We start from the raw sequence: 13,088 nt of genomic DNA on the forward strand, positions 1-13,088 counted from the left end.
CTCTACCAATGTATGTGCCGGAGTCGCCAAAACCGCACGGTCTCGCACGGCTAGAGTCGCCGATACCCGCGAATTGTTCGCGCATCAACACGAGACGACAGAAGCCGGTCATGGCTTCCCGTACGCGTCAACACGAGCGTCAGCGCATCGTCGTTAATGCAATAAATCAGCAGCCAATCACCACTGATATGCAGTTCGCGAAAGCCTCTCCATTGGCCACCGAGCGCATGATCACGATACTTGGTTGCCAACAACGACGTTTCTCGCTGCATAATCGCCCGCACAGCCGCATCGATGGCATGCACATCGACATGCTTTTTCTTAAGTCTCTTGAGATCCTGCAGATATTCAGGGGTGAAGGCGATACGCCGAAGTTCAGAGTTCATCGACGAATGCGCTCATTTCACCAACGCTGTTAAAGGTCTTGGCATAGTCGCCGTCCAATGCCTGCTGGCGCGCCTTGGCATCGCGCAGCGCCTCAAGCTCGCGCTCCAGTTCGCTATAGTGCCGGTAATCGTCGGGTGTGATGATGACATACACCGGCTCATTGTTGCGCAACACAGTCACAGGATGCCCATCCGTCGCCTTGGCGAATGCGGCATTGGCACCTCCGCGACTGAACTGGCTGACAGGCACCATCGAATCCATCGGAACCATTACAGAGGTCATCGTTCCTCCAACCATCATATTTTCACTACTATTTTCATACATTAGCTCAAGGGAAGATAATTTGCAATAAAGCCGTCCCATGCATGTTGCATAGGACGGCTTAGGAAATAAGCAGAAAAGATTACGCTACCGCGCTCGCCACAATACCATCGATTTCGACTGGGATCGCGCACCGTCGATCTCCCCCGCCGGCAATGCGTGCACCTCGGCATGGAGCTGCCCACGCCAATGACGTGCACGATGCGAGCGCGACGTCTGCGTGATGCTGCCGTTCATGTCGGCGGTGAACACGCTGAAACCGGTCACACCGGTGAGTTCCTGCACTTCATACCGCAGTTGCCGGTTCTCCTCCTCGAGTTCGAGAATGCGCATCACACCGTTCAGATTGATGCCTTCATCCTGGCTCAAGTGCTGCGCCTGCACGAGCCGATCGACGTCGCGCAGACTGTACCGTCGCGAGCCGCCTTCCGTGCGCCCCGGCACCACGAGACCCTGCCGGTCGTATTGCCGCAGGGTCTGGGGGTGAATCTCGGCGATCTGACCGACCTTGCCTACCGAGAAGACGGGCAGGTCGATGTCGAACCCCACGCCGACCGCACCTTCCAGATTGGCCCGCTTGGCCACGATGGCCGTCGCGCACATTTCATACAGCCTGCGCTGTGCTGGTGATATGCGCGCCATCGTGATCACTTCGTTTCGGCGTTCTCTTTGGCGAGCTCCTCAACGAAGTCGCCGCACGCCTTGTCGAATTCCTTCGCGGCGTACTTCTCGCCCATGTTCGGGTGCTTCGGCACGCGAATCTGAATGCGTCCGACGAGGTCGCCGGTGCCGGTGCGCGTCTCCACGCCCTTGCCGCGCACGCGCACTTCCTCGCCGCTCGAGGTGCCCTTCTCGACCTTGAACGTGACGTCGTTGCCGTCGAAGTCCTTGGCGGAGATCTTCGCACCATCGACCGCCTGACCCACGGTGATCGGCAGATCCATCACGAGATCCTTGCCGTCCATCGTGAACTTCGGGTCTTCGGTCACGGCGACCGTCAGGTACATGTCGCCAGGCTTGCCGCCGTGCTGGCCTAGCTTGCCCTTGCCGGCGATCTTGATCTTCTGGCCGTTCTTCACGCCGGCGGGAACCTTCGTCTTGAACTTCTTGCCCGCGGCCTTGAGCGAGACCGTGGCACCCTTGACGGCCTGACGGAACGTGAGCGTGATCTTCGAGTTGAGGTCGGCGCCATCCTCGGGCTGCGGTGCCGGGCGATACCCTGCGTAGGCACCGTCGCCGTAGTCCTCGTAACCGTGGCCGCCGAAGCCGTCTCTTCCCGCGCCACCGCCGAACATCGAGAAGATGTCGTCGAAGCCAGCGCCACCGGCACCGCCACCGTTCGTGGTGAAGCGGATGTGCGAACCGCCGTTGCCGCCACCACCGAACATGGAGCCGAAGATGTCGGAGAAGTCACCGGCGTTGAATCCGCCGCCACCGGCACCGCCGGTGAAGCGTGCACCACCTGCTCCGAAGGAGCGGATCGCGTCGTATTTCTGGCGCGAATCCTTGTCTTTGAGCACGTCGTAGGCCTCGGAGATGTCCTTGAACTTCTCCTCGCCTTCCTTCGTCTTGTTGATGTCCGGGTGGTACTTGCGGGCGAGTTTGCGGTACGCCTTCGTGATCTCTTTCTCGTCGGCGTCCTTGGAGACACCCAAGGTCTTATAGAAATCCTTGTTCAGCCAATCATTCTCAGCCATGCTGCTGTGCCTCCTTTCGAGGCTAAAGTCTGGGTTGTATTCGTCAAAAAGTCTGTATGGGAATACCCATGCATGAAAAATGGCCGTGAACCGTAAATCGAATGCGGTTCACGGCCATCTCGCACGGGCGTCAGTTCTGCGGAGATGCGACCACCACGCGTGCCGCGCGAATCACACGGTCGCCGATGCGGTAGCCGGCCTCGACCACGGTGTCCACCGTCGCCTTGCTGGCCTCCGGATCCGGCTTGTGCAGGATCGCCTCATGCTTGGTGGGGTCGAAGTCCTCGCCTTTCAGGCCGAACTTCTCAACGCCGAACTTCTCGAAGGTCTTGTCGATCTTCGCAGCCACGGCCTTGAAGGAATCGTCCATCTCACCGTGCTCGCGAATGCGGTCGATGTCGTCGAGCGCCGGGAGCATTGCGGTGAGCACATCGATGATGCCCTGCTGGCGGGCACGATCCATGTCCTTCTTCGTGCGGTTGCGGTAGTTAATGAACTCCGCGCGCTCACGCTGAAGCGCCTCGAGGTATTCGGCGGCTTCCTTCTTGGCCTGGCCAAGCGGTGTGAGCGAGGAACCCTCAGCGTCGCCATCGGAGGCGGCGTCTGCGGTGGCTTCGGCAGCTGCCTTGGCAGACTCTTCGGAGGCCTGTTCGCCTGCAGATTGCTCCGCGGCGGCATCCTTGAGCATGTCGTCTTTCAGCTGCTCGCCGGTGTCCGATGGCGCATCGGCGCCATCGGCATCAGGGGACGCCTGCCCATTCGCCAGTTCGTCGGCGTCGGGCAGGTCGTTCAGGTAATCGTCCTTATTGAATTCGGACATTACTTGTTGTCCTTGTCGTCGTCATCCACAACCTCGGCGTCGACCACGTCATCGTCGCCACCGTTATTCGCGGAGCCGTTGTCGGCGGCGCCTGCAGCGCCTTCGGCACCCTGCTGGGCGTAGAGGGCCTGACCGATCTTCTGGGCCTCGGTCATCAGCTTCTCCTGGTCGGCCTTGATCTTCTCAATGTCGTCGCCCTTCAAAGCATCCTTGAGCTCGTTGATCGCGTCGGTGACGGACTTCGCAACGTCGTCGGCCAGCTTGTCCTTGTTGTCATTGACGAGCTTCTCGGTCTGGTATGCGAAGTTCTCGGCGTTGTTGCGGGTCTCGGCGTCTTCCTTGCGCTTCTTGTCGTCCGCTTCGTGTGCCTCGGCGTCCTTGATCATCTGGTCGATCTCTTCCTTCGGCAGTGCGGAGCCACCGGTGATCGTCATCGACTGCTCCTTGCCCGTGCCCTTGTCCTTTGCAGAGACGTGCACGATGCCGTTGGCGTCGATGTCGAAGGTGACCTCGATCTGCGGGACGCCACGAGGAGCCGGAGCGATGCCGGTCAGCTCGAAGGTGCCCAGCGGCTTGTTGTCGCGGGCGAATTCACGCTCGCCCTGATAGACCTGAATCAGCACGGACGGCTGGTTGTCTTCGGCGGTGGAGAAGATCTCGGAACGCTTCGCCGGAATTGCGGTGTTGCGCTCGATGAGCTTCGTCATGATGCCGCCCTTGGTCTCGATGCCGAGGGACAGAGGCGTCACGTCGATGAGCAGCACGTCCTTGCGGTCGCCCTTGATGACGCCGGACTGCACGGCAGCGCCGATGGCCACCACTTCGTCCGGGTTCACGGACTGGTTGGCTTCCTTGCCGCCGTCGAGCTCCTTCACGAGCTCCTTCACGGCAGGCATACGGGTGGAGCCGCCGACCAGGATCACATGGTCGATCTGGGAGACCGAGATGCCGGCGTCTGCAAGCACGTTGTTGAACGGCGTGCGGCAGCGGTCGAGCAGATCCTTGGTCATTTCCTCGAAGTGAGCGCGGGTGAGCGTCTCGTCGAGGTGCACCGGGGTGCCGTCAGGGGTCATGGCCAGGTACTGCATGTTGATCGTGGTGGACATCGAGGAGGAAAGCTCCTTCTTCGCCTGCTCGGCAGCTTCCTTCAGACGCTGCAAGGCGATCTTGTCCTTGCTCAGATCAACACCGTACTTGTTCTTCACTTCGCCGACGAGCCAGTCGATAATGCGCTGGTCCCAATCGTCGCCACCGAGGTGGTTGTCGCCGCTCGTGGCCTGCACCTGAATGGTGGAGAAGCCGTCGTCGTCCTTGCCGATCTCCAGCAGGGAGACATCGAAGGTGCCGCCGCCGAGATCGAAGACCAGAATGCGCTCGTCTTCCTTGCTCTTCTCCAGGCCGTAGGCCAGAGCAGCTGCGGTCGGTTCGTTGATGATGCGCAGGACGTTCAGGCCTGCGATCGTGCCGGCGTCCTTGGTCGCCTGACGCTGTGCATCGTTGAAGTATGCAGGGCAGGTGATCACGGCGTCCGTGACCGGCTCGCCCAGGTAAGCTTCGGCGTCACGCTTCAGCTTCATGAGGATCTGTGCGGAAATCTCCTGCGGAGTCCATTCCTTGCCGTCGATGTCAACGGTCCAGTCGGTGCCCATGTGGCGCTTGACGGAGCTGATCGTGCGATCGACGTTGGTCACAGCCTGACGCTTTGCAACCTCGCCGACGAGAATCTCGCCGGACTTGCTGAATGCCACCACAGACGGTGTGGTGCGTGCACCTTCAGCGTTCACGATGACGGTCGGTTCACCGCCCTCGAGCGTTGCGATGCAGGAATTGGTGGTACCCAAATCAATACCAACTGCGCGTCCCATACTGTATCTCCTTTTGTTATTCACTATTCGTGTTACGTTCTGTGCTCAAGCCCCGCCCGGACTCCGTTCTCACGGTTCCTCGCTAGGCTTTCTGAAACTTGAGCCTACATCACTCAAGTATTTCATTCCATCCTTTATTCCCATTGCAGAACAAAAAATCCCCACATTTTTCCAGACGCCCTGAAATCCGCGGATTTCCAACGATTTTCAGATTCCAAAAAGAGATATTTCAGCAAACGTTCAGATTGCAGTGGGTGACTTCCATACCGAGCGGCGTCCACGAATCTGGATGGCTCGTTTTGCATCTCCAATCTCAACAAGGCATTCCAAATCTCATCAAGCGCACCCTCATGAGACCGGACTGCAAATTCGGCACGATTACGCGCTCTCACGATGACCCCGCTCGCAATTTCAATCTCATCGAAATACGGTAGATACGCCGAGAAGGTCTTTTTGAGACCGAGATTGCAAGCGTGGCACATCTTGCGCGCTCCTCGATGACCCCGCTCGCATCCCTGACCTCGACAGAGCATGGCGTCGCACACTCAGTAACCAATCTGAGACTGTCTTTGCAAAGCAAGCATGCTAAGACGCGCCTCCCATGCCCCGCTGAGACAGAACTTGCAAACATGGCAATCTCACAAGTCTTCAGACAACCTTTCCCGCAACTCCAGTCTCAACAAAGCACCACAAAATGTTCCGCAATCGCCAGTCTGAGACTGCAATTGCAAAAGCGGCACGCAAAACCGCGCTCACTCCCCCTCGTACCGCGAATCCGAGCCGCGCAGCACCAGCTTCGGCTCCAGAATCGCATGCGGCTGCTCCAGAGAGCGGCCCTCCAGCAGCGCCAGCGCCTTCATCGCCGCATTGCGCCCCATCTCGTACGGGTTCTGCCGCATCGTCGTCAGCTCCACCGTGTCGGCATACGGAGCGTCGTCGAATCCGATGATCGAATAGTCACGCGGCGCCTTGTAGCCGTGCCTGGCCAGCTTGATCATGAGCGGAATCGCCATCATGTCCATCTGGCAGCAGATTGCATCGGGGAACCGGTCCTCGCTCAGCACGGCAGTGAGCGCATTGTCGGCGAAATCGCGGCCGCGCGGCACCGTGAGCACCTTCCAACTGATGTCGTGCGTGCTCTGTGCATGCTCACATGCGCGTATGAAGCCGTGCCCGCGCAGGTCTATCGACGCGTCGAGCGTCTCGGCCGCCGCCGAGCAGGTGTAGACGATCCGTTTGTGCCCGAGCTTGATCATATGCTGGGCCGCCCGGTACATGCCGCCTTCGTCGTCGATGGTCTCGGAGGCGTCGAAACGGAGCGGGCCTGGCGTGTTGATGCCGATGATCGGCACCTTCGTGCGACGCAGCTGCTCGATCTCCGCCGGCTCTATCGCGAACGACGCCACGAACACGGCGTCCACGTTACGCAGCACGGGCAGCTCGGTGAAGAACCGGTCGCGCGTCTCGGCGTCGTTGATGTGCTGGTAAAGCGAGATGTCATAGCCTTTGCCATGCATCACATCGTCTATGCCGGCGAACACCTCGGCATTGAACCAGCTCGTGATGTCTTCGCTCATGAGCAGCGCCACACGGTATGTCTGCCCGGATTTGAGCGCCATCGCCGAGCGTGAGATGTTGAAGTCGAGCTTGTTTGCGGCATCCATCACTTTGTCGTGGGTGGCTTGCGAGACGAGCTGCGGCTTGGTGAATGCGCGCGAGACGGTGGAGATGGAAACGCCCGCCTCCCGTGCCACGTCACGAATTCCAGCCTTGTGCATTTCGTACCCCTTATATTCTTGCCGCAGCCTTGCGGCAGATTAGTTCGCCATGCCGATCGCCGCGCAGAGCACGAGCATAATCGGGTAGACCGGGTAGAACGCCCAACGCGTCCACCGGTGTGTATAGCCGAGCTTGTCGTTGCGGTAGTGGAGCGCCACCGCACCCAAGCCAGGCGTCAATACGCAGGCCGCGCCGAATATGGCGGCCGTGAACACCATCGTGTTCTCGCGGGAATGCAGGTAATAGTAGGTCACGCACATGCCGAGCGTCACAATGCCTACGTTCATGAGGCGTTGCGTCTGCCCGACCGACAGCATGAAATCCCACAGCAGGCCGATGATGATCACACCTGCCGAAAGCACCACCTTGAGCACACTCGTGCGCCATGCGTACATGAGGTCGAGTATGCCGAGCACGATCAGCGCGACCACGAGGCCGAACACGGGGTTCTGCGAGCGCATGTCGAACGCGCTGCCGAACATCACATAGTCATACGGCACCTCGCACACCAGCGCGAGCACAAGCAGGCGCAGCCCGTAGAGCCATGCGTTGCCCGTCCATTCGAATCCCTGGTAGAGCAGCCACGCGAATATGGGGATCGACGCCCATGAGATCGCCTCGCCGATCACGCAGACGGAGAGCGCGAACATGTTCTCGCGGCTCGGCGTGCCCACGATGTGCGGGAGTACGGCCACTGAGAACGGGGAGAAGAACAGCAGCACATCGGCAAGCACTTTCATACGGAACTGTGAGAGTCCTTTGCCCTTCACCTCTTTGTTGCGCTCCAAGTGGCGCGTGTATTCGTCTACCATGCCGGTTCCCGTCTGTTATCTGAGCTTCTCTTCCAGAGTATCCGAACATTCGCGCTCACGCCCGTCTTCCGTGTTGGCGCGTTGTATGTAGGCGAGCACGCCCGCGTAATCGGAGCCTTCGAGCGAGCAGACTGCGGTGTCGCACTGCGCCGACGTGTGATTATCGGTGTGCAGGTAGATGCCGTCGATGTTGGCCATGCGCGCGCCGTCGATGTCGTTGCGCGGGTCGTTGCCCACCATCACCACATGTTCGGGCTCCACGTTCATGCGCACGAGCGCGCTGCGGAACAGTTCGGCGGACGGTTTGCGCACGCCTTCGTCGCTGGAGATGACCACTTCGTCGAACACGTCGCCGAGTCCGGTCAGCTCGAGTTCCGGCCGCGTGTAGCAGGACTGCGCGTTCGAGACGAGCGCCACACGCAGTCCCGCCGAACGAAGCTGCGTGAGCATGTCGAAGACACCTGGGTACAGGCGGAACTTCGTCGTGGCGGCACGCCGGAACGCCCACGCCACCTTTCGCGCATGGTCCAGACTGTCGTCGGCCCAGCATGCCTCGAGCAGACCGCGGTAGGCGGGCAGGAAGTCCGGCTCGAACCATTCCGTACGCGTACGCGTCGCGTTGGCGCGCACCACCTGGCGACGGAATTCGTTGCGCAGCTGCGTGTTCGTGGCGTAATCGGCGCCGTTCTGGTACAGTGCCGCCCGCAATGCGGTCCACGCGGCGTCGGGATCCTCCTCGGTGTGTATGTCGATCAGCGTGCCGTACAGGTCGAAGAACACGGTTGTGTAGTGTGTCATGCCGCCTCCGTCAGCGTTCACATTTCCATATGCTCAGTGTGCGAGCGGGCATCGGGAATCTTCCGCCGGCGATCCGCATGCCCGTCTGCCGGAACTCGCCGGTCGACGTGCCGCTCGAATCGAGCACGCACACCCACCGTTCTTCCGCGTGGCTCGCAAATTCCGGCGCTTCGGGCAGATCGTCGTGCAGACTGTCGGCAAACGCGGAATCGATGCGCTCGACCGGCAGACTGTATTCCTCGTCGTCCGGATTGACGAGCACGGCGACGTCGTCGCTGCGGTAGGCGACCGCGTTGCCCGGCGCCTCCACGGCGATGTGTTCGGCGTCGAACAGGCTCGGATTCGCGCGACGCACGGCGATCAGGCGGCGGTAGTAGTCCACGAGGCCCTGCATGCGTTCGGCGCGCGCCCAATCGAGTTCGTTCACCTTGACACCCGAGTTGAATGAGTTGTCGTTGCCGAACTTCGTTTTGCCGAATTCCTCGCCGGCGAGCATGAATGGGATGCCCGCGGCCGTGTAGATGAGTCCGACGGCGAGCGTGTTCGCCTCGAGCACCTTGTGGGTCTGCGGGCCGGGTTCCGCGCGGTAGGCGCGTTCGAGCGCGTCGTCGCGAGATTCCAGCGTTCTGTGCGAGTCATCGGCATACTCGGATTCCGCTTTATTCGCAGATTCCGGCGAGCCGTCACCGATCATGCTCAGGCACAGCTTGTCCCACAGCGTCCAGTCGTCGTGGGCAGAGACGTACTGGATAATCTGCCCGGCATTGCCTTCGTTGGTCTCGGGCGTGCGCCATGCGTCCACGGCGAGCTCGATCTGCGGCTTGGTATCGTGCGCGTTGCCGTTCACATAGCCTTTGATCTGGCGTTCGAACACATGCCCCTTGATCGCGTCGCGCGTGCGGTCGCAGAAATGGCCGATGCGCGGGTCGAGCAGATGCAGGCCCTCCTTGTTCGCAAGCTCGGTGCCAGGCAATGTGGAGCTCAGTCCGGCGGCCCACGGCTCGCCGTACATGATGAGGTCCTTGCCTCCGGGCAGCGCGTCGAGCGACCTGCGCACCGCGTTCATCGTGTCGGTGTCTATGAGCCCCATGAGGTCGAAGCGGAAGCCGTCGATGTGGTATTCGCGCGCCCAGTAGGTGACGGAGTCCACGATGTAGCGGCGCATCATCGCGCGTTCGCTGGCCATGTCGTCGCCGCAGCCGGAACCGTTCGACAGCGTGCCGTCGGCGTTGCGTCGCACGAAATAGCCGGGCACCACGCGTTCGAACCAGTTGTCGGCCGTGTACATGTGGTTGTACACCACGTCCATGATCACCTTGAAGCCTTGGGCGTGCAGCGATTGGATCATCTGCTTGCATTCGGTGATGCGCACGGTGCCGTCGAACGGGTCCGTCGAGTAGGAGCCCTCCGGAACGTTGTAGTTAAGCGGGTCGTAGCCCCAGTTGTACTGCCTCGGATCGTTCTCGTCCACGGAACCGTAGTCGTAGAACGGCAGCAGCTGGATCGCGGTGACGCCGAGCTGTTTGAAGTAGTCGATGCCCGTGGGGAACTTCCCCTTGCCGTCCACGGTGGTGCCAAGGTCGGTGAAGGCCAGGTATTTGCCGCAGTGTTCGAGCGGGAAACCGCCATGCGGGTTCGCGCTGAAGCTGGCCACGTGCATCTCGGCCACCATCGTCTCGCCCAACGGGGTGGTCAGGTGCTCGTCGTGCTCCCAGCCGGCCGGGTCGGTGCGCGCGAGGTCGACCACCATGCTGCGCCGGCCGTTCACACCGGCGCCTTTGGCCCACGGGTCGGCGGTGCGCGCCAGGTTGCCGTCCTGTTGTTCCACCAAGTAGTCGTAGTAGGTGCCGTGCAGGTTCTCGTCGAAATGGATCGTCCACGCGCCGTCGCTTTGCAGTTCGGGCTGGTGGGTGCCCACCATGACGTCGCCGTCCTCCATGCTGGAACCTTTGGTGAAGAAGCGCAGTGTCACAGACTTCGCCGACGGGGCCCAGATTGCGAACTGGGTGCCATGGTCGTGTACCACAGCACCCAGTTCACGTTCCAGACTCAATGGGAACGGTTCTGCGACACCCGCCTTCAATCCTTCGGATTGCTGTGCGAGTGCCATGTCGTCATCCCTTCACTGAACCGGACATCGACTCCTGGTAGAAGCGCTGCATCACGATGAACAGGATCGCGATCGGGATCGAGATGAGCACCGCGGCCGCCGCGAAGCGACCGAACCAGTTGTTGATGTACTCCTTGTCGAGCATGAGCCACAGGCCCAGGGAAGCCGTGTAGTTCTCCTGGGTGCGGGCGATCACCTTCGCCATGACGAAGTCGAGCCATGGGGTCAGGAAGCCGACGATCGCCTGGTACACGATCATCGGGCGGCAGATCGGCACGATGATGATCCAGAACACCTGCCAACGGGTGCAGCCATCGAGCATGGCCGCCTCGTCCAGCGAGGTCGGGATCGTGTCCATGTAGCCCTTCATCACGTAGAAGCCCGCACCGGTGCCGGCCGAATAAACCAGAATAAGCGCGAGGATCGTCGTGCCGTCGCCGGTCAGGCCCATCGCCTTGAGAATGAAGTAGATGGCGACCACCGACATGATGCCCGGGAACATGCCCAGAATGAGCACGAAGTTCATGAAGAACCTACGGCCGTGGAAACGCATGCGGCTCATCACGTAGGCGACGGAGAGCACGAAGAACACGGAGATGATGCAGGTGAAGACCGCAATGATGAACGTGTTCATGAACATGCGCGGGAAGTCGAGCACGTTACGCTGCGTGAACAGCGTGATGTAGCTGTCGAACGAGTACTGCGTCGGGAAGAACGTGTCGGTGAACGGGGCCGTGTTCTTGTTGAAGCTTTCGAGGAAGATCCATACGATCGGCAACAACCATATGATGCCGAGCACCGTCAGCAGCACGTAGGTGAGCACGTCACCGAGAATACGGCGTGACTTCTGATCCTTCCAGAAACTCTGTCGTTGTGCGTTGTGCGCATCTGCAAGCTCCGAATCGACACGCTTGTCGACGGCCTCGGCATATGCCTCGGAGGCCTTGGCCTGCGCCTTGGTTGCATTACTCACCGGAATGCCTCCTCATTCTTGTACGAACCGCTGCTGCGGTAGGTGATCAGCGACACGACCGCGAGCACGATGAAGGTCATGATGCCTATGACGGCGCCGAGGTTGTAGTCGTTGTTGTCCACGGTCAGCTTGTACAGCCAAGTGATGAGCAAATCGGTCTTGCCGGCCGAATCGCCGACCACCGACGGCTCGCCGCGGGTCAGCAGGTAGATGACGTTGAAGTTGTTCACGTTGCCGGTGAACGTCGTGATCAGGTACGGGGTCAGCACGAAGATGATGTACGGCATCGTGATCTTCGTGAAGATCTGCCACCAGTTCGCACCGTCGATCTCGGCGGCCTCGTACTGGTCGGCCGGAATGTTCTGCAGAATGCCGGTCACCTGCATGATCGTGTACGGAATGCCGACCCACAGGTTGATCACGATGACGGTCACACGGGCCCAGGTCGCATTGGTGAAGAACGGCATCGGATCGCTGATCCAGCCCCAGTTCATGAAGATGCGGTTGATGGCGCCCTGGGGCTGGAGCATCTGGTGCATGACGAGCAGCGACACGAACTGCGGAACGGCGATCGACATCGAGAAGATGGCACGCCAGAAGCCCTTGCCTTGCGTGGTCTTGCGGTTGATGACCATGGCCAGGAACAGACCGCAGAAGAAGTTGAGGAACGTCGCGAAGAACGCCCAGATCAACGTCCAGCCGAGCACCGACATGAACAGTCGGGCCGAGACGATGCTGCCTGAATTGCTGAACACCGTCTTGAAGTTCTCGAAGCCCACCCAGTCGAACAACACCAAATGGTTGTGGTCGTAGCTGGTGAAGGCCATCGAGATCATGAAGATCAACGGCAGCACCGTGAAGATCAGAATGCCCAGCGTCGGCAGCGCCAAGAACAGAATGTTCGCCTTCTCGTTGAGCAATGTGTGAATGTCGTCGAGCAACGACGGCGCATGGCCGTTCTTGCCGGCAAGGCACTGCGCCTTGTATGCCGAGCGGATCGCAAGATCCCACCACAGCACGAACACGGCGCACAACACCAGCGTGCATACGCCATACAACAGAATCAGCACCGAGTTGTCGCCGGCCGTGTGGACCAGCTTGGCACCCACCCATTCGGTGCTGGCCTGACGCCATCCCAGCGATGGGAGCATCGCGAGGTTATGCGCGCCGGCATAGATCATGAATACGATGAAGCCGATCTCACCTGCCAGGAAGATCACGCCCTTGGCAATCTGGTGACGGGCGAAATTACCCAACCCGAAGAAGATGATGGAGAGCTTCGTGAACACATCGCCGTTCTTCAGCGCTGCACTCAGTGTGTATGGCGATGGCGCCACATAGTCTGCACCCAACTTCTGGCGGCGCTTCATCTCTCGTTTTGAAAGGGTGACTACTGAACTACTCATTCCTTTCAACCGCCTCTCTAAAACTCAAAATATGTGCAGGGACATCGCCCATGCACGGCGCCGGCTCTGCGGTTCACGCGACAGTTGCGTGCAGGCGCCGAACAGGCATTAGGAATCCGA

The 13,088-nt window shown here is 60.2% G+C and carries 12 protein-coding genes; all 12 read right to left on the reverse strand.

The window, feature by feature from the left end; all coding sequences use genetic code 11:
• Nucleotides 1-50: 50 nt before the first annotated feature.
• The 12 genes from BANAN_RS07520 to BANAN_RS07580 all read right to left on the reverse strand — a co-directional run bounded on the left by BANAN_RS07520 (nucleotide 51) and on the right by BANAN_RS07580 (nucleotide 12,932).
• Complete coding sequence (locus tag BANAN_RS07520; RefSeq protein ID WP_014698301.1) at nucleotides 51-386, reverse strand: type II toxin-antitoxin system RelE/ParE family toxin; 336 nt, start codon at nucleotides 384-386, stop codon at nucleotides 51-53.
• Nucleotides 376-669 carry a type II toxin-antitoxin system Phd/YefM family antitoxin gene (locus tag BANAN_RS07525; protein ID WP_048340805.1) on the reverse strand — a complete coding sequence of 98 codons (294 nt, stop codon included), beginning with the start codon at nucleotides 667-669 and terminating at the stop codon, nucleotides 376-378. Before BANAN_RS07525 ends, BANAN_RS07520 begins: the two co-directional genes overlap by 11 nt.
• Nucleotides 670-795: 126 nt before the next feature.
• Nucleotides 796-1,350, reverse strand: a complete 555-nt coding sequence (locus BANAN_RS07530) for a heat shock protein transcriptional repressor HspR (RefSeq protein ID WP_041777179.1) — start codon at nucleotides 1,348-1,350, stop codon at nucleotides 796-798.
• A 5-nt stretch (nucleotides 1,351-1,355) separates the two neighbouring features.
• Nucleotides 1,356-2,405: a DnaJ C-terminal domain-containing protein gene (locus tag BANAN_RS07535; RefSeq protein ID WP_014698304.1), complete on the reverse strand. Its 1,050-nt coding sequence runs from the start codon at nucleotides 2,403-2,405 to the stop codon at nucleotides 1,356-1,358.
• 130 nt (nucleotides 2,406-2,535) lie between these two features.
• Complete coding sequence (gene grpE / locus BANAN_RS07540; protein WP_014698305.1) at nucleotides 2,536-3,225, reverse strand: nucleotide exchange factor GrpE; 690 nt, start codon at nucleotides 3,223-3,225, stop codon at nucleotides 2,536-2,538.
• The gene (gene dnaK / locus BANAN_RS07545; protein WP_014698306.1) at nucleotides 3,225-5,090 is read right to left on the reverse strand and encodes a molecular chaperone DnaK; all 1,866 of its coding nucleotides are present in this window, start codon (nucleotides 5,088-5,090) and stop codon (nucleotides 3,225-3,227) included. The genes grpE and dnaK overlap by 1 nt, the downstream gene beginning before the upstream one ends.
• A gap of 752 nt (nucleotides 5,091-5,842) precedes the next feature.
• Complete coding sequence (locus BANAN_RS07555; RefSeq protein ID WP_014698308.1) at nucleotides 5,843-6,868, reverse strand: LacI family DNA-binding transcriptional regulator; 1,026 nt, start codon at nucleotides 6,866-6,868, stop codon at nucleotides 5,843-5,845.
• 39 nt (nucleotides 6,869-6,907) lie between these two features.
• On the reverse strand, nucleotides 6,908-7,681 hold the full coding sequence (locus tag BANAN_RS07560) for a TraX family protein (RefSeq protein WP_014698309.1): 774 nt from the start codon (nucleotides 7,679-7,681) through the stop codon (nucleotides 6,908-6,910).
• 15 nt (nucleotides 7,682-7,696) lie between these two features.
• A complete protein-coding gene (locus tag BANAN_RS07565; RefSeq protein WP_048340807.1) occupies nucleotides 7,697-8,479 on the reverse strand; it encodes an HAD family hydrolase in 783 nt (260 codons plus the stop codon).
• A gap of 10 nt (nucleotides 8,480-8,489) precedes the next feature.
• The gene (locus BANAN_RS07570) at nucleotides 8,490-10,589 is read right to left on the reverse strand and encodes an alpha-amylase family glycosyl hydrolase (RefSeq protein WP_014698311.1); all 2,100 of its coding nucleotides are present in this window, start codon (nucleotides 10,587-10,589) and stop codon (nucleotides 8,490-8,492) included.
• 4 nt (nucleotides 10,590-10,593) lie between these two features.
• Nucleotides 10,594-11,562, reverse strand: a complete 969-nt coding sequence (locus BANAN_RS07575; protein ID WP_014698312.1) for a sugar ABC transporter permease — start codon at nucleotides 11,560-11,562, stop codon at nucleotides 10,594-10,596.
• Nucleotides 11,559-12,932: a carbohydrate ABC transporter permease gene (locus tag BANAN_RS07580; protein ID WP_014698313.1), complete on the reverse strand. Its 1,374-nt coding sequence runs from the start codon at nucleotides 12,930-12,932 to the stop codon at nucleotides 11,559-11,561. Before BANAN_RS07580 ends, BANAN_RS07575 begins: the two co-directional genes overlap by 4 nt.
• Nucleotides 12,933-13,088: the final 156 nt, after the last annotated feature.

This window comes from Bifidobacterium animalis subsp. animalis ATCC 25527 (assembly GCF_000260715.1).
GTDB classification, from domain to species: Bacteria; Actinomycetota; Actinomycetes; order Actinomycetales; family Bifidobacteriaceae; genus Bifidobacterium; species Bifidobacterium animalis.